Below are 23,554 nucleotides of genomic sequence, written 5' to 3' on the forward strand. Positions count from 1 at the left end.
TTACCTCCCGTTGCTGGCGCCGACCGGAGATTCCGGCTGGAGCTTGAGATAGAAGTAGAACAGCACCAGGGTGATCACAATCAGCAACGCAGCGGCGGCGCTCGCCAGCCCCCAGTTAAGGAACGACTGCACCTGCTGGACGATGAACTCAGGCAGCATCATGTTTTGCGCGCCGCCCAGCAAGGCCGGGGTGACGTAGTAACCCAGCGACATCACGAACACCATCAGACCGCCGGAAAACAGACCCGGACGGCACAGCGGCAGAAATACCCGGAAGAAGTTGGTCCATGGACTGGCGCCGCAAATGGAACCGGCCTGCAACACCATCGGGTCGATGGCCTGCATGGTTGCCTGCAGCGGCAGGACAATGAACGGGATCATGATGTAGCTCATGCCGATCACCACGCCGGTCAGGTTGTGCACCATCTCCAGCGGCTGATCGATGATACCCATGGCCATCAGTGCCTTGTTGATGACGCCTGAGGCCTGCAACAGCACCAGCCACGAATAGGTGCGGGCCAGCAGGCTGGTCCACATCGACAGCAGCACGATGTTGAAGATCCAGCGCCCCCAGCCGCGTGGCACCAGCGTGATCACCCAGGCCAGTGGGAAGCCGAGCAGCAGGCTGAACAGTGTCACCAGGCCTGCGACCGAGAAGGTATTGATCAGTACCCGCGAATAAGCCGAGTTGGCAAACAGTTGCTCATAGTTGCCCAGCCCCGGAACGGGTTCGAGCACGCCACGCAGCAGCAGGCCGATCAAGGGTGCAAAGAAGAACAGTCCCAGAAACAACAGCGCGGGTATCAGGTTACGACTGCCGCGCCAGCGTTGTGCCAGAGAAGGGGTTGGCTGCATGTTCGTCGCCTTGCCTGAAACCGCACCGGTGGTGCGCGAAGCACCCCCGGCCGGATGGGGTTGACCGGACACGACAGCCGTCATTTTTACTTGACCAGCCATTCGTTCCACCGTGTCGCAATGTCCGGACCGTTCTTGGCCCAATATGCGAAGTCGAGAGTGATTTGGTCTGCGCCGTAAGCCGTTGGCAGATTCTTCGCCAGGGTCGAGTCAAGGCGCGGCACGCTGTCCAGGTTCACCGGGGCGTAGGCGCTCAGGTTGGAGAAGTCGGCCTGGCCTCTGGGGCTGGTGGCTTCGGCGATGAACTTCATCGCTGCGTCCTTGTTTTTGGCACCTTTTGGGACGACCAGAAAGTCGGCCATGACCAGGTTCTGCTTCCAGCTCACGCCGACCGGAGCGCCGTCCTGTTGCAGGGCGTACACGCGGCCGTTCCACATCTGGCCCATCGAAGCCTCGCCGGACGCCAGCAATTGCTGGGATTGCGCACCGCCGCCCCACCAGACGATGTCTTTCTTGATGGTGTCGAGTTTCTTGAAGGCGCGATCCAGGTCCAGCGGATAGAGCTTGTCGGCGGCTACACCGTCAGCCAGCAGGGCGAGTTCGAGCACGCCAGGGCTTGGCCATTTGTACAGCGCGCGTTTGCCGGGGTAGGTCTTGGTGTCGAACATGGCGGTCCAGTCGACGGGTTTTTTGCTGCCCAGCTTGTCTTCGTTATAGCCCAGCACGAACGAGAAGAAGAACGAGCCGACGCCACTGTCCGAGGCGAAGCGGGGATCGATGCGATCACGCTTGATGGTGTTGAAGTCCAGAGGTTCCAGCAGGCCCTCGGCGGCGGCACGCAGGGCGAAGTCGGCTTCGACGTCGACCACATCCCACTGCACGTTGCCGCTTTCGACCATGGCCTTGAGTTTGCCGTAGTCGGTCGGTCCGTCCTGTACGACGGTGATGCCGTTGGCCTTGGCGAAGGGAACCGCCCACGCCTGCTTCTGGGCGTCCTGCGTCGAGCCACCCCAACTGACGAAGTTGACGCTGTCGGCGGCCATGGCAGCAACGCTCGAGAAAGCCAACACACCGGCCATCAGAGCCGCCGTTGCACGTTTGTTCAACACCATTTTCACGCCCTCATTTGTTGTGTTTTGAGCGGGCATTTCATGCCCGCATAATCGGGAGCAGTAGGTCCAATGGGCCTTTGAAACCAGTCACTGTCAGAAGCTTTTTATTGATGCTGTCCCCGTGCCGGAGGCGCCTGACAAATCGTTGCGGCTGTGGAATGTCATATTATGGTATTCCAAACTTTGTGCAAGTATTTTGCCTCTGTGTGGCTATCGATCTGTCGTTTTATCTGCTTGAAACCCAGCGTTTGCAGGCCGTTCGGGCAGTGCCGATCAGCAATTGTCCTGTTGTCAGATCAAGCGTTCAGCCTGGAAATGGAATGCTTTCAACCACTTCCAGATCGTAGCCAGTCAGGCCTGCGTACTTCAGTGGCGGGCCGAGGTGGCGCAGTTTGCCGACGCCCAGGTCCTGCAATATCTGCGCGCCGGTGCCGACTTCCGAATAGATGCGCGACTGTGAGCGGGTGTACTGACGTGGCGGCTGGGTGAGGTGTGGAATTCGCTCCAGCAAGGCTTGCGATGACTCATGATTGGCGAGCACCACGACGATCCCGCGACCTTCTTCGGCAACCTTCTGTAATGCAGCCCAGAGCGTCCAGTTGGCAGGCCCGGTGTATTCGGCGCCGACCAGATCACGCAATGGATCGACCACATGCACTCGCACCAGCGTGGGTTCGTCGCGGCGCACATCACCCATGACCATGGCCATGTGCACGCCGCCTTCGATGCGGTCTTCATAAGTGAACAGGCGGAAGGTGCCGTGCACGGTAGGCAGCTCACGTTCGCCGATTCTGACGATGGTGTGTTCGGTACTCAGCCGGTAATGGATCAGGTCGGCGATGGTGCCGATACGGATGCCATGCTTCTCGGCGAAGCGCTCCAGATCGGGACGCCGGGCCATGGTGCCGTCATCGTTCATGACTTCGACAATGACCGAGGCGGGCGTGAAACCGGCGAGCCGTGCCAGGTCACAACCGGCTTCGGTATGCCCGGCGCGGGTCAGCACGCCGCCCTCGCGGGCCCGCAGCGGGAAGATGTGGCCCGGTTGCACGAGGTCTTCCGGAACCGCCTGCGGATTGACGGCGGCCTGAACGGTACGTGCTCGATCTGCAGCGCTGATGCCGGTCGTCACGCCCGTGGCCGCCTCAATGGAAACCGTGAATGCGGTGGAGAACACGCTGCCGTTACTGGGCACCATCTGCTCAAGGCCCAGACGCTGACAATGCTCATCGGTCAGGGTCAGGCAAATCAGTCCTCGTGCCTCACGGGCCATGAAACTGATGGCCTCGGGCGAGCAGCAATCTGCAGCCAGCAACAGGTCGCCTTCATTTTCGCGGTCCTCGTCATCGACGAACAGGACCATCTTTCCCTGACGATAGTCTTCAATGATGTCTTCGATGCGATCGAATGCCATGGTCGGATCCCGGTGTTATGGATGAGTTATTGTGGTATACCATAAGACAGAATATTTCACAGATTCCCTATCATTGAAACAGTGAGATCACGATGAAGGCTTATTGGATTGCACACGTTGACGTGACCGACCCTCAGCAGTACAGCGAATATACCCAGCGCGCGCCAGCCGCTTTCGCGTTATTTGGTGGCAAATTCATGGCTCGCGGAGGTCGGTCCGAAGCGCTTGAAGGACGAGCGACGCCGCAACGCACTGTGGTGATTGAATTCGAGTCGTACGAACAGGCAGTTGCCTGCTATAGATCACCCGAGTATCAGGAAGCCATGAGCCATCGAAAGGGCGCATCGAAGGCGGAGATCGTGATTGTTGAAGGGATGGAGTAGGGCGCTGGCGAGGGCTGGTCAGAGGCGGGTCATGGCATCTAGACTGAGCGCCCCTGTATTAGTGGACTAAACACAGTGCATGCTCCCGCTTCCAGTATCGTCATCCAGTGCCTGGCTGAAACACACCTTGAAAGCCTTGCCGCGCTTTATAACGATCCGGCTGTTTGCCGCCAGGTATTGCAGATGCCGTACCAGTCGGTCGAGGTCTGGCGCAAACGTCTGGCTGCGAGCAATGAGCGGCAGATAAAACTGGTGGCCGTGCACGGCAATGAGGTGATCGGTCATATAGGTCTTGACCAATACACACGTATTCGCCAGACCCACATTGGTAGCATCGGCATGGTCGTGACCCCCGAATGGCACCGCAAGGGGGTTGGGTCGAAGCTGCTGGCTGCCGTGCTGGACGTCGCCGATAACTGGATGAACCTGCGCAGGGTCGAGCTGACGGTTTATGCCGACAACGAGGCTGCCATTGGCCTGTATCAGAAGTTCAGCTTCGAGACAGAAGGGCGGCTGCGTCAGTACGCGATACGTGACGGAATGATGGTCGATGCGCTGACCATGGCGCGGTTGCGGTGAAGTAAGCAGTGGTCAGTGATCTGGTGCATCTCTAGTGGGAATGCCTCTACGGACGCTCCGCGTCCAGCGATGTTGGGTCAGACTCACCACCCTTACCGAATGAAATGCACCTTCCCGGTATCATCATTGCCGATGTAGAGGCCATACACCCCGGCCTGGCGTTCTTCGATATAACGCTCCAGGATCTGGCGGATGGCGGGGTAGTAGATGCTGTCCCACGGAATCTCTTCGGGGGCGAAGAACTTGTAATCCAGCGTCTCGGGGCCGAACTGGCCAGTGATTTCCAGCGCGATGGCGCGGAAGATGATGTACACCTCGCTGATCTGCGGCACGCTGAAGATCGAGTAGGGCGAGATGATTTCGCCGCGTACGCCGCTTTCTTCCCACACCTCGCGCAGCGCCGCCTGTTCGGTGGTCTCGCCGCTTTCCATGAAGCCTGCTGGCAGGGTCCAGGTACCGGGACGGGGCGCAATCGCACGCTGGCACAGCAGGTACTTGCCTTCCTGCTCGATGATGCAGCCAGCGATGATTTTCGGATTAACGTAATGGATGTACTGACAATTGCCGCATATCAACCGCGCATGAGTGTCGCCTGAAGGTATGCGCTGATCGAGATCAGCGCTGCCGCATTGGGGACAGAAGCGCGGTTGGGCCATTTCATCGACCTATGCGGGGTTCTTTCAGGGCCACTGGCGCCACGATCTCGCGGACCTTGGCGTCGTCGTCCTGCTTGGATTTGAGGTACTCGAGCGCGACGCGGGCGGCGTTGCGCACGTGATCCACCGAGGCCTGATGTGCGGCCAGCGGATCGCCGCTCTTGATGGCTTCGACGATCAGTTCCATTTCCTTGTTGCTGGCGCCGCGACGGTTTTCCTGGGAGACCGAAGTGGCACGCAAGTAGCTGATACGGGCCTGCAACTGACGCAGCTGGGTGGCGGCGACGTGGTTGCCCGAACCTTCCAGCAGCACGTCGTAGAAGCCCTGCACCGAATCGATGACTTGTTGCAGCTCGCCTTCCTTGAGCGACTTACGGTTCACTTCAAGGGCTTTTTCCAGCGCCTTGATGTCCTTGGGCTTGGCACGCAGGGTGAACAACTGGACGATCAGCCCCTCCAGCACACACCGCAGCTCGTAGATGTCGCAGGCGTCTTCCAGTGTAATGATGGCAACGCGCGGCCCCTTGGCATCGGCAAACTCCACCAGCCCTTCGGACTCCAGGTGACGCAGCGCCTCGCGTACCGAGGTACGGCTCACACCCAGACGATCACACAAGTCACGCTCGACCAGACGATCTCCCGGAAGCAGCTGGAAGTTCATGATCGCGCTACGCAATTTGTCCAGCACGATCTCGCGCAGGGTAACGGGGTTGCGGTTGACCTTGAAGTTGTCGTCGAGTGGCAGGCGTTTCATCGGGTGTGCTCGGAGTGGGGCTGTCAGATAAAAAACACGGCCTTTGGAACTGGCCGCGTTCATGTCGGCAGCCCTCGATTCAAGCGGGCTGCTGCATGGCCCGGAGCTGTAAACCGGGTCGCGGCCGAGTTTATCACGCTGTTGCCCGCATCCACCAAAACCGACAGGACTGCGTCAGACCAGCGCGGGCAGGGCGCCCATCTTGCCGCGGTGGTAAACCATCGGCGTGACAGGGGTGGCCGGCAGGATCAGGTTTTTCACTGCGCCGACGATGATCGCGTGGTCGCCGCCATCGTATTCACGCCACAGCTCACACTCGATGATCGCAGTAGCGTTATTGAGCAGCGGGTTGCCCAGATCGCTCAGGTGCCACTCGATGCCCTTGGTCTTTTCCTTGCCTTTGCTGGCGAAGGCATAGGCTTCGGCCTGTTGATCGGCCGAGAGCAGATGAATCGCGAATTTCTTGCCGTCGCGCAGCACAGGATAGGTGTCCGATGCGTAGTTGGGGCAGAACAGCACCAGTGCCGGGTCGATGGACAACGCACTGAACGCACTGGCAGTGATGCCTACCAGATTGCCTTCCGGGTCCAGCGCAGTGACGATGGTGACGCCTGACGGAAACGACGCCATCACTTCTTTATAAATACCGGGTTCGATCATCGCAGCGGCCTCGTTAACGCATTACAAATGGATCAGGCATGGGCGCCTGCGAAAGGTTGATCCACACCGTTTTCAGTTCGGTGTAGGCCAGCACAGAGTCTATCCCGCTCTCGCGACCATAGCCGCTGTTTTTGAAACCTCCGATGGGGGCCATCGCCGAAACGGCGCGGTACGTGTTGACCCAGATGATCCCGGAGCGGATATCGCGCGCCAGACGATGGGCGCGTCCCAGGTCGCGGGTCCAGATGCCCGCAGCCAGGCCAAACTGTGAGTCGTTGGCAATCGCCAGCGCCTCGGCCTCGTCCTTGAAACGGATCACGGAAGCCACCGGACCGAATACTTCTTCCTGCATGATCTTCATCGAATTGCGGTCGCATTCGAACAGGGTCGGCTCGTAGAACCAGCCGTCGCTGGCCAGTTCCGGCCGCTTGCCGCCCAGACGCAAGCGTGCGCCTTCGGCCAGTGCATCAGCGACCAGACCTTCGACCACCGCCAATTGTTGAGCGGTGGCCATCGGACCCATTTCGGTCGTTTCGTCCTGCGGGTTACCGATGCGAATACGGCGGGCGCGTTCGACCAGCCGCTCGACAAATTCGTCGTAGATCTCGTCCTGCACCAGCAGTCTCGAGCCGGACACGCAGCTCTGGCCCGATGCTGCGTAGATGCCCGCAACGGCGCCGTTGATGGCGCTGTCCAGATCGGCGTCGGCAAAAATGATGTTGGGAGACTTGCCGCCCAGTTCCAGCGACAGTTTGGCGAAATTTTCCGCACTGCTTCGGACCACATGACGCGCCGTGGCAGCGCCGCCGGTAAAAGCAATCTTGCGCACCAGCGGATGGCGGGTGAGGGCCGCGCCCGTGGTCGGACCGTAACCGGTGATGACGTTGACGACGCCCGGCGGAATCCCCGCTTCCAGCGCCAGACGGGCCAGCTCCAGTACCGTGGCGGAGGCGTGTTCGGAAGGCTTGAGCACGATGGTGTTGCCCGCCGCCAGCGCCGGAGCGAGCTTGATGGCGGTCAGGTACAGCGGGCTGTTCCACGGGATGATGCCAGCGACTACGCCCATCGGTTCATGCACGGTGTAGGCGAACAGGTCTGGCTTGTCGAGGGGCAGGGTACCGCCTTCGAGCTTGTCGGCCAGCCCTGCGGTGTAATGAAAGAACTCGGGCAAATAGCTGACTTGACCACGGGTTTCACGGATCAGTTTGCCGTTGTCGCGGCTTTCCAGTTGCGCCAGTTGCTCCTTGTTCTCGGCAATCAGATCGCCCAGCCTGCGCAGCAATTTGCCGCGTGCGGTCGCGGTCAGACCACGCCACGCCGGGTTCTCGAAAGCTTTCTGTGCGGCCTGCACGGCGCGCTCCACGTCCGCTTCGTCAGCGTCGGGCAACTGCGCCCAGGGCTGCGCCAATGCCGGGTTGAGGCTGTCGAAGGTCTTGCCTGAAAGTGCGTCGACCCAGAGGCCGTCGATGCACATCTGAAAACGGGTGAGGCTCATGCAACGATCCCCTTTATCGAGTTGTGAACACGCGCCGACTTGTCGAGAAAGTCCAGCAGCACCTGATTGACCAGGCGCGGCGATTCCACCGGCATCATGTGGCGTTGGTCAGGCAGTATCGCGACCTCCGCGCCCTTGATGCGCATGGCCAGTTCCCTCGCCATTTCAGGCGTGGAGCCTGGGTCCAGCTCGCCGGTGGCGATGAGTGTCGGTGCGCGAATATCGCCCAGATCGTCGGCGCGGTACATATCCTGTGTGGCAAACAGCTTGTACGTGGTGAGGTAACCCTGCGGATCGTTGCTCGCCAGATTCTGGCGAATGGCAGCGATCTGCGCCGGATTGGCTGCCTGATACTCGCGACTGAACCAGCGTGATAATGCTTCGGCCGCGTTGGCGTCCGGGCCGTGCTCGGCGGCCTGACTGGTGCGAGCGATGACCCCCGCACGCTGCTGCGGACTGCGGTTGAACACGCTGTTGAGGATGACCATGGCCGACAGGTGTTGTGGAAAATGCAGTGCGAAGGCCCGTGCAACCAGCCCGCCCATCGAGAACCCGATGACCGACGCCTGCGGCAGGCCCAGATGCTCCAGCAGCTCGCGCAACTGTTCGGCATAACCGGGCAGGCCGGTGTCCGGGTCAGGCCGCGGGCTGGCACCATGGCCCAGCATGTCATAAGCAATGACCTGGTAATGCGGGGCCAGGCCGACAATCTGGCCGCCCCACATTTCCTTGTTCAGGCCCACCCCGTGAATCAACACCACGGGGTGGCCTTGGCCGGTGGCCAGATAACTGGTACCCGCCGGGGTGCATTCAGCGGTGAGCTGATTCATGGATCGCTCCTGCGCAGACTGGATGAAGGGGATCACTGCGCTTTTTCAGCGGCCAGTTCTTCCAGGTCGATGTAGCGGTTGCCGATGCGCGGATGCAGACGTCCGCCGTTGGCGGCGCCCAGCACCACGACAATTTCGTCGGCACGTGGCGAGTCTTCGATGTGCATTTCCAGGGTGATGTAGTGCGAGCGCAGACCTTCGTCGTCCTTGTGCATCATCGGAATCTGGATGGAGGTACCTGGTCCGCCACGCTTGTTGGTGAAGCTCAGATAGCTCTTGGCCTTGACCGCTTCGCGGTAATGATTGCCGAAGCGCAGGGTGTGGATCACCGCCGATGCATGTTCGATTTCGCCGTCTGCACCGACCACGGCAGCTTTGCCATAGGCTTCGATCTTGTCGGCGCCGCCGATGGCATCGGTCAGACGCTTGACCATCAGTTCGCCCAGATCCGAGCAATTGGCGCGGATCTCGGGCTTCAGGTCTTCGACAAAACCATTGCCCAGCCACGGGTTCTTGATCACGACCGCCAGCCCGACCATGGTCACCGGTTTGTCGGTGGCCTTGCCGCCTTCGATGAAGGTTTCTTCGGTGTAATTGACGATCTTGCGGATTTCAAAGCTCATGAAGGACTCCCGGAACGAGCACTATTGTATTTCGTATGATGGTATACCATAAGATTGCTCGTGCAAGCGTTTTTCTTCTTCTGGTGGCGGGTCGGGCAAATCGGCAAAGTGCGTTGCCCGAAAATGACCATTCGTCCGGTGCCAGCGCCATCGCTTTGAACACGCGCCCTCATGTCGTGACAGATATTCGGTGAGCTATTAATCGCTCATCCTATTTTTCACTTCAGGAGAGCCAAGCATGAAAGCCATCGTCTATAACGGGCCGCGCGATGTCAGTGTCAAGAACGTGCCGGACGCGAAGATCGAGAAGCCAACCGACGCTCTTGTCAGAGTGACAACCACCAATATCTGCGGCTCCGATCTGCATATGTATGAGGGCCGCACCTCGTTCGAGACCGGGCGCATCTTCGGTCACGAAAACCTGGGCGAAGTGATCGCCGTCGGTGCTGGTGTCGACCGCATCAAGGTCGGCGACCGGGTCTGCCTGCCGTTCAACATCGGCTGCGGCTTCTGCGAAAACTGTGAAAAAGGCCTGACTGGTTTCTGTCTGACCGTTAATCCGGGCAGCGCTGGCGGGGCTTATGGTTTTGCCGACATGGGTGACTACGCAGGCGGCCAGGCCGAACTGCTGCGCGTCCCTTACGCAGACTTCAACTGCCTTTTGCTGCCGGAAGATGCTGTCGAGAAGGAAGACGACTACGTCATGCTGTCCGACATCTTTCCTACCGGTTGGCACGCAACGGAGCTGGCCGGCCTGTTGCCGGGTGAAAGCGTCGCGATTTACGGCGCAGGCCCGGTCGGCCTGATGGCCGCGCACTCAGCCATGATCAAGGGCGCGTCGCAGGTATTCGTGGTGGACAACCATCCGGATCGACTTGCCCTGGCGGCGAAGATGGGCGCCACGCCGATCAACTCGGTCGAGCAGGAAGCGGTCGAGCAGATTCTCAACCTGACGAATGGCAAAGGCACCGACCGGGGTTGTGAGTGCGTCGGCTATCAGTGCTGTGACCGCCACGGGCATGAGGCCAACCACCTGACGATGAACAACCTGGTGGCTTCGACCAAGCCTACCGGCGGAATCGGTGTCGTGGGCGTATTCGTCCCTCAGGATCCGGGTGCCAAGAATGATCTGGCCAAGGAAGGCAAGATGGCCTTCGACTTCGGCGCGTTCTGGTTCAAGGGCCAGCAGATCCGCACCGGTCAGGCCAACGTCAAGGCCTACAACCGTCGCCTTGCCGAACTCATCCACCACGGACGCGCCACGCCGTCGCAGATCATTTCCCACCGTCTGAAACTGGAAGAAGGCCCTGAGGCCTACCAGCACTTCGACGCCCGCGACAACGGCTGGACCAAAGTGGTGCTCAAGCCCGCTGCCTGATTGCATCACCTGACCAGATGCCCCACGTCGCTGCGGCGGTGTGGGCTTCGTAATCAAGGAGACCAATATGAAAGATTTCGAAAGCTATCCAAAACCACCGTTTCCCAAGCAGGCTCAGAAAGTGCCGGGTGAGCAGGGCAGGATGGAGCCGTATCCCGATTGTGGCGAGAAGAGCTACACCGGGCATGGTCGTCTGCAGGACAAGATTGCCTTGATCAGCGGTGCCGACAGCGGCATCGGTCGCGCTGTGGCCATTGCCTTTGCCCGTGAAGGCGCACAGGTTGCAATTTCCTATCTCGACGAGCACGAAGATGCCAAAGAGACCGCGCGCTGGGTCGAAGAAGCTGGCAGGAAGTGTCTGTTATTGCCGGGCGATCTGGCAAAGAAAGAGCAGTGCGAATACATCGTGAGCAAGACCGTCGAAGAGTTCGGTCGCATCGATGTGCTGGTCAACAATGCTGCGTTCCAGATGAGCCATGAAACCCTGGAAGAAATCAGCGATGAAGAGTGGCTGATGACCTTCGATGTAAACATCACGGCGATGTTTCGCATCTGCAAGGCCGCAGTGCCGCATATGAGGCGTGGTGGGTCGATCATCAACACCAGCTCGGTGAACTCGGACATGCCCAAGGCGACGCTGCTGCCTTACGCTACGACCAAGGGAGCGATTGCCAACTTCACCGCGGGTCTTGCGCAAATGCTGGGCGAGAAAGGCATTCGCGTGAACAGCGTAGCGCCGGGTCCCATCTGGACGCCGTTGATCGTCTCGACCATGCCCGAAGAAGAAGCTTCGAGCTTTGGCGGCCAGACGCCACTGGGCCGTCCGGGTCAGCCAGTGGAAGTGTCGCCGATCTACGTGTTGCTGGCTTCGGACGAAGCGAGCTACATCTCGGGCACACGCTACGGTGTGACCGGCGGCAAGCCGATTCTTTAACGGCTTTTCAGATCGCCCGCGAGGGCAGCGTCATCATGAACGCTGCCTGAATCGCGGGCTTTTTTTATGGTTTTTTTCAGCCTTTCACACTTTATTGCCATTGGGTCAGGCAGGCTGAAAAATGAACACGATGGTCGGCGACCTCGCGAAGTCGCTTGACCATTAGGGGTATACACCCCTAAATTCGTTTCAGTATTTTTCGAGCGCGCACCTCACGCTCCTCGCAACGACCCATGGAGAGTTGCCATGTATCCTGATGTACAGCTTTATATAGACGGCCAATGGCGCGCCAGCCGTGATGGCCGCACGATTTCAGTGATCAATCCCGCCACCGGCGATGCACTCGGTACCGTCGCCCATGCAGGCATTACCGATCTGGACGAGGCACTGGTTGCCGCCGAGAAAGGCTTCACCACTTGGCGTAATACCTCGGCCTACGACCGTTACAAGATCATGCAGAAAGCCGCGAATCTGGTCCGTGAGCGTGCCGACGCTATCGCTCGCATCATGACGCAGGAGCAGGGCAAGCCGCTGGCTGAAGCGCGCATGGAGACCCTGTCCGCCGCTGACATGATCGACTGGCTGGCTGAAGAGGGTCGCCGCAGCTACGGCCGCATTGTGCCGTCACGTGGCGTGAACATCGAACAGAAGGTCGTCAAGGAGCCGGTCGGTCCGGTGGCGGCGTTCACGCCCTGGAACTTCCCGATCAACCAGGTGGTACGCAAGCTGTCGTCGGCGCTGGCTGCCGGTTGCTCGATCATCGTCAAGGCACCCGAAGAAACCCCGGGCTCGCCTGCCGAGTTGATCCGCGCCTTCGCGGACGCTGGCGTGCCAGCCGGTGTGATCGGGCTGGTGTATGGCGACCCTGCAGAAATCTCCAGCTACCTGATCCCGCACCCCGTGATCCGCAAAGTGACCTTCACCGGTTCCACGCCTGTCGGCAAACAGCTTGCGGCATTGGCAGGCAAGCACATGAAGCGTGCGACCATGGAACTGGGCGGCCACGCGCCTGCGCTGGTCTTTGATGACGCTGATATTGATCTTGCCGCTCGGGTGCTGGCCACCGCCAAGTTCCGTAACGCCGGTCAGGTCTGTGTCTCGCCAACGCGCATTCTGGTGCAGCGCAAGGTGCTGGCGGCGTTCACCGAGAAGTTTGTCGGCCTGACGCAGGAAATCAAGGTCGGCAACGGTCTGGAGAGCGGCACCACCATGGGGCCGGTTGCCAATGACCGCCGCATCCCTGCGCTGGTGGACCTGATCGAAGACGCCGTGAAGAGCGGTGCAACCCTGTCAACGGGTGGCAAGGCAGTGGAAGGGCCGGGCTACTTCTTTCAGCCGACGGTGTTGAGTGGTCTGACTCCGGCCATGCGCATCATGAACGAAGAGCCATTTGGCCCTGTCGCGCTGCTGGTGCCGTTCGACACCGTGGAAGAGGCGATCGCCGAGTCCAACCGGGTGCCTTTCGGTCTGGCGTCCTACGCGTTCACCACGTCGATGAAGACTGCCCAGGCGCTCAGCACTTACATCGAAGCGGGCATGCTGTCGATCAACCATCAGGGCATCGGTTTGCCGGAAGTCCCGTTCGGCGGGATCAAGGATTCCGGTTATGGCTCTGAAGGCGGCACCGAGGCCATCGAGGCGTACTTGAACACCAAGCTGGTGACTCAGTACAACTGATTGTCCGCGTTGTAAGCAAAACGGCCGCGATGTCTGCACATCGCGGCCGTTTTTTTAACCCGGTTCGATCAGTCCCGAGCCTGAATCCCGGTCTGTTTCATGACCAGATTCTTTTCTTTCTTGTACTGCAACGCCACTTCCGGTGCCGGACCACTCTGGCCGGTTTCCATCCACTTGCGCAGGCGGCTGGCGTCGGCAAAGTGCGTGTATTTGCCGAAAGCATCGAGAATGACCACCGATACCGGGCGGTTGGCCATGGTCGTCAAAAGCACCAGGCAGTGACCGGCCTGATTGGTGAAGCCGGTCTTGGTCAGCTTGATGTCCCAGTTTTCCTTGCGCACCAGGTGATCGGTGTTGTTGAACACCAGGCTGTAGGCCGGTTTGCGGAAGGTTACTGTCTTGGTTTCGGTGGTGCTCAGTTCGCTCAGCATCGGGTATTTGCGCGCTGCCATGACCAGTTTGGTCAGGTCACGGGCGGTCGACACGTTGTAGACCGACAGGCCGGTGGGTTCGACATAGGCGGTGTGCTTCATGCCCAGTGCCTTGGCCTTGGCGTTCATGGCCAGAATGAAGGCCGGATAGCCACCCGGATAGCTGTGCGCCAGACTGGCAGCCGCGCGGTTCTCCGAAGACATCAGGGTGATCAGCAGCATGTCCCGGCGATTCATTTCGCTGCCCAGCTTGACGCGGGAGAACACGCCCTTCATTTCCGGTGTCTGGGAAATATTGACCGGGATGACTTCGTCCATTGATTGTTTGGCATCCAGCACTACCATCGCGGTCATCAATTTGGTGACAGAAGCGATGGGCACGATCACGTCAGGGTTACTGGAATACAGGACCTTGTCGGTTTGCAGGTCGATCACCATGGCGCTGCCGGAGGCCAGGTGCAGGTTGGAGGGATCACGATTGAGAGCGGCGGTTTCGTTTGCCAGGATGGAAGTGGAAAATGCCGAACCCGTAAGTACACATAATAGGCCCAGAACAGACAGACGAATTTTCAAGAACAAGGCTCACTCGATAAGGTACGTAAAAGAAAGGAACAGGCTGGAACCCGGCATTTTATGAGTAGGCTTTCACTTATGTCGATGGGAGTCGTAGGGCGTTTCGTCAATAAAATCGGAAAACAGCGCTTCGTTAAGTTGCGGTTAAGTAGGAAAAGTGTTCAAAACGCTCTGCGTCTTGAATATTCGTGGTGCTGCAAGCCTGCACCGATTAGCATTCCCAGCCATCGAACGTCATGGGTTCAAGGAGTCGCGTAATGCTCAAGGGGTTTATCGGCAAGGATTACGTTGTACTGGTAATCGCCGCATCACTGGTTGCCGTGCTGTTGCTGCTGGCCGGCTTTTTTACCCGTCCTTCGGACTGGGCAGGCTGGATGCAGGCCATTGCCCTGATCGTTGGCATGATGGTCGCGATTGCCGTCCCGGCCATTCAGCGCAGGCAGGAAGCGGTTGTGACCAACAAGCAGCTGCGTGATCGCGAGACAGGCTATGCCCGGCGCATGCAGTACCTGTGCGGCGAATTGAGTGAATTGCACGGGCGCATCAACCTGAATCTTGCGCATCTGCGCGCCAGTGACCGCCATAGCCTCAAGTTCACGCTGCAGGATTATCTGCATCGCCTGTTCGAGTCACACAAGCAGGACCTGAACGACGACCGCGTGGTGCTGGCCTATGAACTGCGTCAGGTAGCCAATGACCTGATCGACGAGCTGGACAGCGGTCGCAATGATCGTGTGGTGTTCATGGCACTGGAAAAGCGCCTGCAGAAGCTGACCCATCGCTGCCAGGTGAATGCTGCGATGGCCGAGCGGACGTGATTATGACGTTCGAGCATGCGGTTAACGCATGACGTGCTCAATAGCGAGTTTTCGTGGGTCCGGTGTCTACTGCGCAACAGCGCTATGTCGTGTTCCCCATAATTGCTGATATTTCCCAATAAAAAAACCGCATCAAACGATGCGGTCAAGGGAGAGTGCGGAGCAACGCACGAAGTACGGTGAACAACCGGGCAGGGCGTCAGCTGTGCAGGACGCGGCCTTTCAGTTCCTCGGAAAAAGCCTGGGCGACGGGCAGGGAAGCGAAGGGGCCGCTGACCGGTTCACCGTCCTGAATCAGGTACCAGCACGCCAGCAGACCGCGCTCTCTGAGCGGAGCCGGGACTGCGCTGCCTACCACCGACATGATTTGAACGTTGTTCATAGCGACCTCCATCTGTTCATGAGGCTACTGTACGTTCTGATCCCGGCAGGCAGAAATCGACGCTCTCAATAGTCGTCATTGACGGGAACGAGGGTTGAACACGTTGCAGTGCCGGGCAGGGCTGTGCGCAAGAAATGAAAAACCCGCCAATGAAGGCGGGTTTTTTGTGCCGTTACCAGCGACCGTGCGGGCCGTAGCCTTGGTAATAACCTGGAGGCGGGCCGTCATAACGACGGTAGTAACGTGGCGGCGGAGCCGGATACCGCTCTACAACTTCATACGCCGGTTGGTAGTAGACCACTGGCGGCGGAGGTGGCGGCGCGTAATAGACCTGCTGCACGGGCGGCTGGTAGTAAACCGGCTGACGCTCGACGTAGACCGTTCTGTCACGGCTGGAAGATACCGCTGCGCCCACCACGGCCGCGCCCACCAGCGCACCTACCACGGCTGGGCCACCCCAGCCACGATGATCGGCGTTCGCCTGACCTGCAAGGGCCAACGCACCTATAAACAAGGCAATCTTGGGGATTTGACGAATCATGAGTGTTCCTCGCTTTCAACCCGTTGTCGCGGGCCTGCATTAAGCTCAAGCACTGCCACGGGATAACTCTAAGACATCGAATTTGTAAAAAACTGCGAAATCGTTGAGTAAATTTTATGTAAGGTGTTTTCCGATCCGCAATGCCGGGCAACTTCATTCGGGTCAGCCAGGCGCAGTGTACGCCTGGCGTACAGATTTAATCCAATACCGTTCGGGAGAAAAACATGGCCATTACTGCCAACCGGGACACGTTATTGTGCATGTCCATGGCGGCGCGTCCGGGAAACTTCGGCGTGCGTTTCCATAACCATCTTTATGAACAGTTGGGCCTCAATTATTACTACAAGACCTTCGCGCCCAATGACTTGAAGGCCGCGGTAGCAGGCATTCGTGCGCTGGGCATCCGTGGCAGCGCCGTTTCCATGCCGTTCAAGGAAGACTGCATTGCGCTGGTGGACGAGCTGGATGCGTCGGCCGCGGCGATCCAGTCGATCAACACCATCGTCAATACCGACGGCCATCTGAAAGCCTTCAACACCGATTACATTGCTGTCGCGCAACTGATGCAAAGCCACGCAGTGCCGCATACACCGTTTGCCCTGCGCGGCAGTGGCGGCATGGCAAAGGCGGTTGCCTTCGCGCTGCGTGATGCAGGTTTTACCGACGGTTTGATTGTGGCGCGCAACGAGCAAGCCGGGAAACGCCTGGCTCAAGCCTGCGGCTTTCGATGGCAGTCCGGGTTGGGCGATGAACGTCCTGCACTGCTGGTCAACGTCACGCCACTGGGCATGATCGGCCCGCAGTCTGACGAGCTGGCGTTCGATGAGGCGGCTATCAGTGCTGCGCAGACAGTTTTCGATGTGGTCGCCACGCCTGCGGACACCCCGTTGATTCAGACCGCCCGACGTCTCGGTAAAAAGGTCATCAGCGGAGACGAGGTGGCTGCGATTCAGGCGTTGGAGCAGTTCGTGCTGTACACCGGCGTTCGCCCGACCGACGAGCAATACCAAAAGGCAGCGGCCTTCGCCCGAGGCTGAACCCTCATCGTGATACACAAGTCTGGAAGACGCGCGAAACGGAGCCAAAACGTAAGTATCCGAGTGAATGCATACCCTGTGGGAGGCGCCACCACGTCTTCGACGTAGCGCTGTCGCGCGGCAAACTAGGTGGGAGCGGACTTGTCCGCGAAAAGGCCTGTACATCCGACGAATATTCATCGGCTGAATTACAGCATTCGCGGACAAACGGAACGCCGCCCGGTCCGCTCCCACAAAATCCAGTTTCTTCAGTGGCTTACAGGTTGTTTGATAAGAGGCGGCTTGCCGGCGATGGCGTCAGTTCAGTCACTGACAGGTCGCTTCAGAAAACGCATCGCCGGCAAGCCGCCTCCCACAGTAGTCCGTGGTTGCGGCAAGACTTGGGTGCATGGGCATGATCGGCGTGCTTGAGACCACTCTGATCGTTCCTACGCGGAGCGATGGGCACGATCAGGGTTGAGGCGGACTGGTGTATCCGCCGACCTGTCAGTGCTGTTCGAGTCTGGCCAGCCGTTCTTCGAGAGCGGCCACGCGGGCTTCGAGTTCTTCGATACGCTCGTTCGACGCAGCAGTGGCTGTGCTGCGGTCCGGTGCGTTCTGGCGCTGGGCGAGCAGCGCCTGCAGGTCTTCGGGATTACCCAGCGCGTGCATGTAACGGTCCTCGCGCTGGCCTGCCTGACGCGGTATCAAGGTCGCCAGACCTCTGGCGATCAGCCGCTCGAGTTGATGAACGACCTGCTCGGCGTCTTCGAAATCATGCATGCGATTACTGCGTGTGAGCAGCTCATTGACGGTCTGCGGGCCTCGCAACAACAGCAGTCCGGTCAGGATGACTTGCGCAGGCACCAGTTCCAGACCCTTGTCTACCTTGTGCTCCCAGCGGTCGGCGCGGCTGCCCATCACCAGCCGCGTCAAGCCCTGGCCTTCCAGTGCGCGCAGGCTCTGTCCAACCTGGCCCTGAGTCAGGTTCATGACCGGGTCGCGGCTGGTCTTCTGGTTGCAGGCCAGCACCAATGCATTGAGGGTCAGCGGGTAGGTCTCGGGATTGGTCGCCTGCTTTTCGATCAGACAGCCCAGAATGCGTACTTCGGTACTGGTGAGCTGCAAGGTCTCGGCGGTGTCGGGGACTTCGGTCGAAGAGGGTTCGGTGGACATGGACGCTTCCCTGAGTAATGACGGTGGATCAGACTATGAGCTGTTGCAGCATTTTGCCAGCGCATCCGCACGTGCGCCGAAAAGACTGACGGCCTTTCGCGTCAGGCAGGTCTATAATTGCGCCTTTCTCAATCAGGATATGTCATGTCTATTTCCCTGTATGCCGCTTCGATTCCTGTCTTCCAGCAAATGCTCAATGCGTTGAGCGACGTTCTGACCAAGGCTGAAGCCCACGCAACCGAGAAGAAAATCCAGCCGCCAGCGCTGCTGCAGGCTCGTCTGTTCCCGGACATGCTGCCGTTTACCCGTCAGGTGCAAATCGCAGTGGACTTTGCCAAGGGTGCCTCCGCGCGTCTGGCAGGTGTCGAGATTCCGCAGTATGACGACACTGAAACCAGCTTCGCCGAATTGCAGGCCCTGCTGGCCAAGACACTCGAATTCATCGGCAGCATCAAGCCCGAGCAGGTTGACGGCAACGAAGGCATCGAAATCGTGCTGCGTCCCGGCACCGAGAAAGAGCGCCGCCTGAACGGCCAGGCGTACCTGCTGAGCTATGCCTTGCCGCAGTTCTTCTTCCACGTGACCACCGCTTATGACCTGCTTCGCCACAATGGCGTCGAGATCGGCAAGCGCGATTTCATGGGCAAGTTCTAACGTTGTCGATGTAAGCCGGATCTTCGTGGGGTCGTTGCATGCGCATGCCGCAGGTGAATACCCCACGCTCGCTTCAACCTCGTTTCTGTTTTTGATGATCTCAAATGAAGGCCCATCCAGCGGATGGGCCTTCATCGTTGTTCTGGAGTTTTGATGTTACTGCCCATTCTGCTGTTGTCAGCCGCCGGGTTTACCGTGCTGACCACAGAGTTCGTCATCGTCGGCCTTTTGCCTGCCATGGCGCGTGATCTTCACGTCACGGTGCCGCAGGCCGGTCTGCTGGTGACCCTGTTTGCCTTTACCGTCGCCGCTTTCGGCCCGTTCCTGACGGCGTACTGCTCGCGCTTCAGCCGCAAGCGCCTGTTTGTGGGCATCCTGATTCTGTTCGGGCTTTCGAATGCGCTGGCCGCCCTGGCACCGAACATCGCGGTGATGGGCGTTGCCCGATTGATCCCGGCGCTGGGGCTGCCGGTGTTCTGGGCACTGGCCAGTGAAACGGCGGTGGACATCGTCGGTCCGCAGTTCGCGGGTAGGGCGATTGCCCGGATCGGTTTCGGGATCGTCTGTGCCACGGTGTTCGGCATTCCTGTCGGTACGCTGATTTCCGATGCGTTCGGCTGGCGCACGGCATTTGCAGCCCTGTCGGTGCTGGCCTTTGCCAAGGCGTTGCTACTGACGGTGTACCTCCCCAGCGTCGTCAAAAAGGAGCCTGTCTCGATTCTCGGCCAGTTCGGCATCCTGCGCAGTCCGTTGATGCAGGGCCACGTGTTGCTGTCCGTACTGGTCTTCAGCGGCATGTTCACGGCCTACACCTATCTGGCCGACATGCTCGAGCGTCTGGCCGGTTTCGACGGCACGCTGGTCGGCTGGTGCCTGATGGGCTTCGGCGCGGTCGGCTTGCTCGGCAACTCGTTGGGCGGACGCATGGTGGATCGCCATCCGCTGATCGCCAGTCTGGTGTTCTGCGCGTTCATGGTGGTGGGCATGGTGGCGGTGGTGCCGAGTATCCATTCCTGGTTCGCTCTGGCGCTTGCGCTGGCGGTATGGGGGATCACTCAAGCTGCGCTGTTCCTGGTCAGCCACGTGCGTCTGATCAAAGCGGCACCGCAGGCACCGGCTTTCGCCGCGTCACTGAACATCGCCGGTGCCAACCTGGGCATCGGGATCGGAGCGGTTATCGGCGGGCGAGTGATCGATCATCTTGGGCTCGGCAGGCTGGGCTTCGCCGCAGCCGGCATTATCTTTCTCGCGATAGTGCTGGCCTGGGTTCTGATGAAAAGTAAACCGACACCCGTCACGGCTTAAAGACTGTCAGTGAACAACTGGTTACGGGCACCCTCGGCAATGGCAACCACGCCGGGGTGCCTGACCTTGCGTTCTACCGTAATCGCGTAGAACGATTCGGTCACCGCGTCGGTCTGGCCGATGATCTCCACGCCATACTGACTCTGCACCTCGTCAGCAATCACGCTGGGCGCCACGAACACGCCGCTGCCTGATTTCCCGAAAGCCTTCATCAAGGCGCTGTCATCGAACTCGCCCACAATGCGCGGCTGGATTTTCAATTCGGCGAACCAGCGCATCAGTCGCCCACGCACCACGGTTTCCTGACCCGGTATCAGCAGTGGAGCGCCGTGCATGCAGTGCGGAAAGTCGTTCCCGATGCGTTCGGCCACTTCCTGGGTTGCGAAAAAACTGACACCGCACTCGCCCAGTTTCTGACTATGCCCCTTGATGTCCAGATGAGGCGGCATAGGGCTGTCGGAAATCACCAGATCCAGACGCTGAACCGCAAGGTCGGCCAGCAGGCGTTCGAGCTTGTCCTCGCGACAGGTGATGCGTATCGATCCATCGAGGTCCATGGTGGGCGCAAGCAGGTGATAAACGATGGATTTGGGCACCACGTCGGCGACGCCAATCCGAAACAGCAGTTGTTGTTCGTCAGGGTTTGAACTCAGCAAGGCTTCAAGCTCATTGCCCAGTTGAAACATCTGCTCGGCGTAGGGTAGGGCCATGCGGCCCGCTTCGGTCATTTCCAGCTGCCGACCCACGCGCTGGAAAAGATCGACGCCCAGGGACGACTCCAGCAGGCTGATCTGGCCGCTGACGGTTTGTGGTGTGAGGTTCAATTGTTCGCAGGCACGGACAATGCTGCCGGTCTTGGCCACGACCCAGAAGTAATGAAGCTGACGGTAATTGAGCATGTCTGTTCCCGATTCGTTAAAACCGAAGTATATCGCTTATAAAATCGAATTTTCCTGATGTTTCAGCTTCCCTAGAATGCCTTTCCAACGCCGGACCCAAAGCAACGTCCGGCCTTGCCTATCGAGGGACACATGAAAAAATCATTTTACGCTGTACTTTTGACCGGTTCGCTGTTGGTAATGGCCGGGTGCGATCAGATTGAGTCGTCCTCCAAGCAGATGTTGAATACGGCGGCCGATTCAGCCAAAAAGGCAATCGATGACACTCATCAGGCAGCGAGCAAGGCTGTAGAAGAGGCCAAGCGGGAACTTTCGGTACTGGAACCGGCACCAAGCCCGGCTGAATCAGAAAGCAAGTCCGGTAAAGAAATCTAACATTCGTTCAACTATTGGCTCAGGCAGGGCAGTGATCTATGGAATACCTATTGGAACTCGCGACCAGTCCGGCTGCGTGGATTGCGCTGGCGACGCTGGTCGTGATGGAAGTCGTACTGGGTATCGATAACCTGATCTTCATTTCGATCATCACCAACAAGCTGCCGGAACATCAGCGCGAAAAGGCGAGAAAGCTGGGCATCGGCATGGCGCTGGTCATGCGCCTGGGCCTGCTGAGCACCGTGGCGTACATCGTGCAGTTGACCGAGCCTGTGTTCGAAATGTTTGGTCAGGCCTTTTCGTGGAAGGACATGATCCTGATTGCCGGTGGTCTGTTCCTGGTCTGGAAAGCGACCACGGAAATCCATCACAGCATGGACGTGAAGACCGAGGAAGAGAAAACCTTGAGCAATGCCGTGGCGCTGACCATGGGTAGTGCGATCGTTCAGATCCTGATGCTGGACCTGGTGTTCTCCATCGACAGCATCATCACCGCTGTGGGCATGACCGAGCACTTGCCGATCATGATCATCGCTGTCGTGAGTGCCGTGGTCGTGATGCTGGTTGCCGCCAACCCGCTGGCGAAGTTCATCAACGACAACCCGACCGTGGTCATGTTGGCGCTGGGCTTCCTGATCATGATCGGTATGACGCTGATCGCCGAGGGCTTCGGTGCTCATGTTCCGAAGGGCTACATCTACGCCGCCATGACATTCTCGGCTGCGATTGAAGGCCTGAACATGATGGTCCGCAAGGCCAAGCGCAAAAAGGCTGCACGTCTGGCTTCCAACGCCTGATCGCACGTCGCATGAAAAAACGGTCGGCCCGAGTCATCGGGTCGACCGTTTTGCGTTTCAGGCTGCCAGAATCACTTGCAACCCGGGTTCAGTGCGCAGCGGCATGACCGGTTTTCGGCGACCTCTCCAGCTTCAAGCGCTTGGGCGAGGGCTGGGTGACAGTGTGTGGATGATGACGGCGGGACACGCGCATCACACCCCACAACATGGCCGTAGCCACCGCAAGCCACGAGGCGACCAGCATCACGATTGTCAATTCCAGGCTCATAAGTGCCTCCACGTTTCCTGCTTTTGTGTTGCATTCCTGATAACTGACAGTCTAGTACCGGGCATGTTGCGATTAATTGACCAATGGCGTTTTGGTATGACCGTTTCGATCTATTGCCGTCGCATCACTGCGCGCAAAGGCTATACCCGGTCTCTCACGGGCTCTATGATCAGCGTTCAGATCGAGTGGTGATTGCTCGATGTCAGTTGAAGTGAGTGAACATGTTGCCGTTACGCATTCTTTCAAGCGCTGTCCGTTCCAGGGGTTCATTGCTGCTGGCTGCACTGGTGCTGTGCCTTTCAGGCTGCTCCTCGATGGTCACGCCGCAGATCAAGAGCCTGCCTGATCGTGTGGAGCTTAACTCGGTGCCGTTCTTCCGTGGCAACGCGTATCAGAGCGGGCCGGGCGCGCTGGCGAGCATGCTTGCCAATCAGCAGGTACAGACCACGCCAGGTCTGTTGGACAAGCCTCTGCAACTGCCGGGCGCCGAAGATCGTCTGGAGCAGAACATGCCCCGGGTCGCCCGCGAGTACGGTTTCATGGTGTACCCGCTGGATCACGACCTGCAGGCGTTGCTCGCTCAGGTGTCGGCTGGCTATCCGGTGATGCTGCGGTTTTCCCAGGGCTCGGCATTCTGGAAAGCGCCACGCTATGCTGTTCTGGTGGGCTACAACCGGGTGAAAGAAACCGTCCTGCTCAGCGCGGGCATGGACCGGCGCTACACCATGAGTTTCAGCAGTTTCGACTCGGCCTGGAAAAACGCCGGCAGTTGGGCGGTATTGATCCAGTCGCCACGCCAGCTGCCTGCGCAAGTCGATGCGCAGCGCTGGTTGAAGGCGGCCGCCGACCTGTCGCAGGCCGGGCAGGAACAGGCGGCAGGTGAGGCGACCCGAACGCTGAATCGCGCCGTTAAATGAAATAGACAGCCTGAATGAAAACGGCGCCCTGTAAGGCGCCGTTTTTCATGAA

The 23,554-nt window shown here is 59.1% G+C and carries 27 protein-coding genes; 12 read left to right on the forward strand and 15 right to left on the reverse strand.

The genetic code is table 11. From position 1 onward, the window contains the following. From CFBP1590_RS12460 to ribBA, 3 genes are all read right to left on the reverse strand, one after another. Positions 1 to 957: an ABC transporter permease gene (locus CFBP1590_RS12460; RefSeq protein WP_029242142.1), complete on the reverse strand. Its 957-nt coding sequence runs from the start codon at positions 955 to 957 to the stop codon at positions 1 to 3. Continuing rightward, complete coding sequence (locus CFBP1590_RS12465; RefSeq protein ID WP_088235148.1) at positions 942 to 1,967, reverse strand: ABC transporter substrate-binding protein; 1,026 nt, start codon at positions 1,965 to 1,967, stop codon at positions 942 to 944. The genes CFBP1590_RS12460 and CFBP1590_RS12465 overlap by 16 nt, the downstream gene beginning before the upstream one ends. A 304-nt stretch (positions 1,968 to 2,271) precedes the next feature. Then, positions 2,272 to 3,381: a bifunctional 3,4-dihydroxy-2-butanone-4-phosphate synthase/GTP cyclohydrolase II gene (gene ribBA / locus CFBP1590_RS12470; protein WP_088235149.1), complete on the reverse strand. Its 1,110-nt coding sequence runs from the start codon at positions 3,379 to 3,381 to the stop codon at positions 2,272 to 2,274. A gap of 92 nt (positions 3,382 to 3,473) precedes the next feature. Between ribBA and CFBP1590_RS12475 the strand changes: the two genes are divergently transcribed. Continuing rightward, positions 3,474 to 3,764 carry a DUF1330 domain-containing protein gene (locus CFBP1590_RS12475; protein ID WP_004884812.1) on the forward strand — a complete coding sequence of 97 codons (291 nt, stop codon included), beginning with the start codon at positions 3,474 to 3,476 and terminating at the stop codon, positions 3,762 to 3,764. A gap of 75 nt (positions 3,765 to 3,839) precedes the next feature. After that, positions 3,840 to 4,343: a GNAT family N-acetyltransferase gene (locus CFBP1590_RS12480; RefSeq protein ID WP_088235150.1), complete on the forward strand. Its 504-nt coding sequence runs from the start codon at positions 3,840 to 3,842 to the stop codon at positions 4,341 to 4,343. A gap of 92 nt (positions 4,344 to 4,435) precedes the next feature. Here the strand turns inward: CFBP1590_RS12480 and CFBP1590_RS12485 are convergent, their stop codons facing one another. The 6 genes from CFBP1590_RS12485 to CFBP1590_RS12510 form a co-directional block, all read right to left on the reverse strand. Beyond that, positions 4,436 to 4,999: an NUDIX hydrolase gene (locus tag CFBP1590_RS12485; protein WP_088235151.1), complete on the reverse strand. Its 564-nt coding sequence runs from the start codon at positions 4,997 to 4,999 to the stop codon at positions 4,436 to 4,438. 1 nt (position 5,000) lies between these two features. After that, positions 5,001 to 5,753, reverse strand: coding sequence for a GntR family transcriptional regulator (locus tag CFBP1590_RS12490; protein WP_004884817.1), 753 nt, complete (start codon positions 5,751 to 5,753; stop codon positions 5,001 to 5,003). A gap of 174 nt (positions 5,754 to 5,927) precedes the next feature. After that, the gene (locus CFBP1590_RS12495; protein WP_004884818.1) at positions 5,928 to 6,413 is read right to left on the reverse strand and encodes a flavin reductase family protein; all 486 of its coding nucleotides are present in this window, start codon (positions 6,411 to 6,413) and stop codon (positions 5,928 to 5,930) included. A 13-nt stretch (positions 6,414 to 6,426) separates the two neighbouring features. After that, the gene (locus tag CFBP1590_RS12500; protein ID WP_088235152.1) at positions 6,427 to 7,908 is read right to left on the reverse strand and encodes an aldehyde dehydrogenase; all 1,482 of its coding nucleotides are present in this window, start codon (positions 7,906 to 7,908) and stop codon (positions 6,427 to 6,429) included. Next, the gene (locus CFBP1590_RS12505; RefSeq protein WP_004884821.1) at positions 7,905 to 8,738 is read right to left on the reverse strand and encodes an alpha/beta fold hydrolase; all 834 of its coding nucleotides are present in this window, start codon (positions 8,736 to 8,738) and stop codon (positions 7,905 to 7,907) included. The genes CFBP1590_RS12500 and CFBP1590_RS12505 overlap by 4 nt, the downstream gene beginning before the upstream one ends. A gap of 32 nt (positions 8,739 to 8,770) precedes the next feature. Beyond that, positions 8,771 to 9,361: an amino acid synthesis family protein gene (locus CFBP1590_RS12510; protein ID WP_043306037.1), complete on the reverse strand. Its 591-nt coding sequence runs from the start codon at positions 9,359 to 9,361 to the stop codon at positions 8,771 to 8,773. A 238-nt stretch (positions 9,362 to 9,599) separates the two neighbouring features. Here CFBP1590_RS12510 and CFBP1590_RS12515 point away from each other — a divergent pair, with 238 nt between their 5' ends. The 3 genes from CFBP1590_RS12515 to CFBP1590_RS12525 all read left to right on the forward strand — a co-directional run bounded on the left by CFBP1590_RS12515 (position 9,600) and on the right by CFBP1590_RS12525 (position 13,350). Then, complete coding sequence (locus CFBP1590_RS12515) at positions 9,600 to 10,739, forward strand: glutathione-independent formaldehyde dehydrogenase (protein ID WP_004884825.1); 1,140 nt, start codon at positions 9,600 to 9,602, stop codon at positions 10,737 to 10,739. Positions 10,740 to 10,806: 67 nt separating this feature from the next. Continuing rightward, complete coding sequence (locus CFBP1590_RS12520; protein WP_088235153.1) at positions 10,807 to 11,673, forward strand: SDR family oxidoreductase; 867 nt, start codon at positions 10,807 to 10,809, stop codon at positions 11,671 to 11,673. A gap of 246 nt (positions 11,674 to 11,919) precedes the next feature. Further along, positions 11,920 to 13,350, forward strand: coding sequence for an NAD-dependent succinate-semialdehyde dehydrogenase (locus CFBP1590_RS12525; protein ID WP_004884828.1), 1,431 nt, complete (start codon positions 11,920 to 11,922; stop codon positions 13,348 to 13,350). A gap of 68 nt (positions 13,351 to 13,418) precedes the next feature. Here the strand turns inward: CFBP1590_RS12525 and pbpG are convergent, their stop codons facing one another. Further along, the gene (pbpG, locus tag CFBP1590_RS12530; protein ID WP_004884830.1) at positions 13,419 to 14,360 is read right to left on the reverse strand and encodes a D-alanyl-D-alanine endopeptidase; all 942 of its coding nucleotides are present in this window, start codon (positions 14,358 to 14,360) and stop codon (positions 13,419 to 13,421) included. A 251-nt stretch (positions 14,361 to 14,611) separates the two neighbouring features. Between pbpG and CFBP1590_RS12535 the strand changes: the two genes are divergently transcribed. After that, positions 14,612 to 15,172 carry a hypothetical protein gene (locus CFBP1590_RS12535; protein WP_058431309.1) on the forward strand — a complete coding sequence of 187 codons (561 nt, stop codon included), beginning with the start codon at positions 14,612 to 14,614 and terminating at the stop codon, positions 15,170 to 15,172. A 199-nt stretch (positions 15,173 to 15,371) separates the two neighbouring features. Here CFBP1590_RS12535 and CFBP1590_RS12540 read toward each other — a convergent pair whose 3' ends face one another. Both CFBP1590_RS12540 and CFBP1590_RS12545 read right to left on the reverse strand, forming a co-directional pair. Next, on the reverse strand, positions 15,372 to 15,554 hold the full coding sequence (locus CFBP1590_RS12540; protein WP_025993962.1) for a hypothetical protein: 183 nt from the start codon (positions 15,552 to 15,554) through the stop codon (positions 15,372 to 15,374). Between the two features lie 172 nt (positions 15,555 to 15,726). Next, positions 15,727 to 16,095: a hypothetical protein gene (locus CFBP1590_RS12545; protein WP_004884836.1), complete on the reverse strand. Its 369-nt coding sequence runs from the start codon at positions 16,093 to 16,095 to the stop codon at positions 15,727 to 15,729. A 224-nt stretch (positions 16,096 to 16,319) separates the two neighbouring features. Here CFBP1590_RS12545 and CFBP1590_RS12550 point away from each other — a divergent pair, with 224 nt between their 5' ends. Next, positions 16,320 to 17,132, forward strand: a complete 813-nt coding sequence (locus tag CFBP1590_RS12550) for a shikimate 5-dehydrogenase (protein WP_025993961.1) — start codon at positions 16,320 to 16,322, stop codon at positions 17,130 to 17,132. A 486-nt stretch (positions 17,133 to 17,618) separates the two neighbouring features. Here CFBP1590_RS12550 and CFBP1590_RS12555 read toward each other — a convergent pair whose 3' ends face one another. Then, complete coding sequence (locus tag CFBP1590_RS12555; protein WP_088235154.1) at positions 17,619 to 18,287, reverse strand: YceH family protein; 669 nt, start codon at positions 18,285 to 18,287, stop codon at positions 17,619 to 17,621. A gap of 144 nt (positions 18,288 to 18,431) precedes the next feature. On the opposite strand from CFBP1590_RS12555, the gene CFBP1590_RS12560 reads away from it, so the two are divergent. Both CFBP1590_RS12560 and CFBP1590_RS12565 read left to right on the forward strand, forming a co-directional pair. After that, on the forward strand, positions 18,432 to 18,941 hold the full coding sequence (locus CFBP1590_RS12560; protein ID WP_004884851.1) for a DUF1993 domain-containing protein: 510 nt from the start codon (positions 18,432 to 18,434) through the stop codon (positions 18,939 to 18,941). Between the two features lie 153 nt (positions 18,942 to 19,094). Beyond that, entirely contained in the window at positions 19,095 to 20,246 is a 1,152-nt protein-coding gene (locus CFBP1590_RS12565) for an MFS transporter (protein WP_029241100.1), read from the forward strand. Here the strand turns inward: CFBP1590_RS12565 and nhaR are convergent. Continuing rightward, positions 20,243 to 21,145, reverse strand: a complete 903-nt coding sequence (nhaR, locus tag CFBP1590_RS12570; protein ID WP_058431312.1) for a transcriptional activator NhaR — start codon at positions 21,143 to 21,145, stop codon at positions 20,243 to 20,245. The genes CFBP1590_RS12565 and nhaR overlap by 4 nt on opposite strands. 132 nt (positions 21,146 to 21,277) lie before the next feature. Between nhaR and CFBP1590_RS12575 the strand changes: the two genes are divergently transcribed. Together CFBP1590_RS12575 and CFBP1590_RS12580 are read left to right on the forward strand one after the other, a co-directional pair. Beyond that, positions 21,278 to 21,520 (forward strand): hypothetical protein, encoded by a 243-nt coding sequence (locus tag CFBP1590_RS12575; protein ID WP_058431313.1) that lies wholly within the window; start codon positions 21,278 to 21,280, stop codon positions 21,518 to 21,520. Positions 21,521 to 21,558: 38 nt separating this feature from the next. Beyond that, on the forward strand, positions 21,559 to 22,317 hold the full coding sequence (locus tag CFBP1590_RS12580) for a TerC family protein (RefSeq protein WP_004884858.1): 759 nt from the start codon (positions 21,559 to 21,561) through the stop codon (positions 22,315 to 22,317). 88 nt (positions 22,318 to 22,405) lie between these two features. On the opposite strand, the gene CFBP1590_RS12585 is transcribed toward CFBP1590_RS12580, so the two are convergent. After that, positions 22,406 to 22,585, reverse strand: coding sequence for a hypothetical protein (locus CFBP1590_RS12585; RefSeq protein ID WP_029241104.1), 180 nt, complete (start codon positions 22,583 to 22,585; stop codon positions 22,406 to 22,408). Positions 22,586 to 22,899: 314 nt separating this feature from the next. On the opposite strand from CFBP1590_RS12585, the gene CFBP1590_RS12590 reads away from it, so the two are divergent. Then, positions 22,900 to 23,502, forward strand: coding sequence for a peptidase C39 family protein (locus CFBP1590_RS12590; protein WP_231991867.1), 603 nt, complete (start codon positions 22,900 to 22,902; stop codon positions 23,500 to 23,502). Positions 23,503 to 23,554 lie beyond the last annotated feature (52 nt).

It is taken from the genome of Pseudomonas viridiflava (genome assembly GCF_900184295.1).
Classification (GTDB): Bacteria; Pseudomonadota; Gammaproteobacteria; order Pseudomonadales; family Pseudomonadaceae; genus Aquipseudomonas; species Aquipseudomonas viridiflava.

What these genes read in the sequence shown, in the direction of transcription:
- CFBP1590_RS12460 (WP_029242142.1), bottom strand. Translation starts at nt 957, where the DNA reads ATGGCTGGTCAAGTAAAAATGACGGCTGTCGTGTCCGGTCAACCCCAT.
- CFBP1590_RS12465 (WP_088235148.1), bottom strand. Translation starts at nt 1,967, where the DNA reads ATGGTGTTGAACAAACGTGCAACGGCGGCTCTGATGGCCGGTGTGTTG.
- ribBA (WP_088235149.1), bottom strand. Translation starts at nt 3,381, where the DNA reads ATGGCATTCGATCGCATCGAAGACATCATTGAAGACTATCGTCAGGGA.
- CFBP1590_RS12475 (WP_004884812.1), top strand. Translation starts at nt 3,474, where the DNA reads ATGAAGGCTTATTGGATTGCACACGTTGACGTGACCGACCCTCAGCAG.
- CFBP1590_RS12485 (WP_088235151.1), bottom strand. Translation starts at nt 4,999, where the DNA reads ATGGCCCAACCGCGCTTCTGTCCCCAATGCGGCAGCGCTGATCTCGAT.
- CFBP1590_RS12490 (WP_004884817.1), bottom strand. Translation starts at nt 5,753, where the DNA reads ATGAAACGCCTGCCACTCGACGACAACTTCAAGGTCAACCGCAACCCC.
- CFBP1590_RS12495 (WP_004884818.1), bottom strand. Translation starts at nt 6,413, where the DNA reads ATGATCGAACCCGGTATTTATAAAGAAGTGATGGCGTCGTTTCCGTCA.
- CFBP1590_RS12500 (WP_088235152.1), bottom strand. Translation starts at nt 7,908, where the DNA reads ATGAGCCTCACCCGTTTTCAGATGTGCATCGACGGCCTCTGGGTCGAC.
- CFBP1590_RS12505 (WP_004884821.1), bottom strand. Translation starts at nt 8,738, where the DNA reads ATGAATCAGCTCACCGCTGAATGCACCCCGGCGGGTACCAGTTATCTG.
- CFBP1590_RS12510 (WP_043306037.1), bottom strand. Translation starts at nt 9,361, where the DNA reads ATGAGCTTTGAAATCCGCAAGATCGTCAATTACACCGAAGAAACCTTC.
- CFBP1590_RS12515 (WP_004884825.1), top strand. Translation starts at nt 9,600, where the DNA reads ATGAAAGCCATCGTCTATAACGGGCCGCGCGATGTCAGTGTCAAGAAC.
- CFBP1590_RS12520 (WP_088235153.1), top strand. Translation starts at nt 10,807, where the DNA reads ATGAAAGATTTCGAAAGCTATCCAAAACCACCGTTTCCCAAGCAGGCT.
- CFBP1590_RS12525 (WP_004884828.1), top strand. Translation starts at nt 11,920, where the DNA reads ATGTATCCTGATGTACAGCTTTATATAGACGGCCAATGGCGCGCCAGC.
- CFBP1590_RS12535 (WP_058431309.1), top strand. Translation starts at nt 14,612, where the DNA reads ATGCTCAAGGGGTTTATCGGCAAGGATTACGTTGTACTGGTAATCGCC.
- CFBP1590_RS12540 (WP_025993962.1), bottom strand. Translation starts at nt 15,554, where the DNA reads ATGAACAACGTTCAAATCATGTCGGTGGTAGGCAGCGCAGTCCCGGCT.
- CFBP1590_RS12545 (WP_004884836.1), bottom strand. Translation starts at nt 16,095, where the DNA reads ATGATTCGTCAAATCCCCAAGATTGCCTTGTTTATAGGTGCGTTGGCC.
- CFBP1590_RS12550 (WP_025993961.1), top strand. Translation starts at nt 16,320, where the DNA reads ATGGCCATTACTGCCAACCGGGACACGTTATTGTGCATGTCCATGGCG.
- CFBP1590_RS12555 (WP_088235154.1), bottom strand. Translation starts at nt 18,287, where the DNA reads ATGTCCACCGAACCCTCTTCGACCGAAGTCCCCGACACCGCCGAGACC.
- CFBP1590_RS12560 (WP_004884851.1), top strand. Translation starts at nt 18,432, where the DNA reads ATGTCTATTTCCCTGTATGCCGCTTCGATTCCTGTCTTCCAGCAAATG.
- CFBP1590_RS12565 (WP_029241100.1), top strand. Translation starts at nt 19,095, where the DNA reads ATGTTACTGCCCATTCTGCTGTTGTCAGCCGCCGGGTTTACCGTGCTG.
- nhaR (WP_058431312.1), bottom strand. Translation starts at nt 21,145, where the DNA reads ATGCTCAATTACCGTCAGCTTCATTACTTCTGGGTCGTGGCCAAGACC.
- CFBP1590_RS12575 (WP_058431313.1), top strand. Translation starts at nt 21,278, where the DNA reads ATGAAAAAATCATTTTACGCTGTACTTTTGACCGGTTCGCTGTTGGTA.
- CFBP1590_RS12580 (WP_004884858.1), top strand. Translation starts at nt 21,559, where the DNA reads ATGGAATACCTATTGGAACTCGCGACCAGTCCGGCTGCGTGGATTGCG.
- CFBP1590_RS12585 (WP_029241104.1), bottom strand. Translation starts at nt 22,585, where the DNA reads ATGAGCCTGGAATTGACAATCGTGATGCTGGTCGCCTCGTGGCTTGCG.
- CFBP1590_RS12590 (WP_231991867.1), top strand. Translation starts at nt 22,900, where the DNA reads ATGGTCACGCCGCAGATCAAGAGCCTGCCTGATCGTGTGGAGCTTAAC.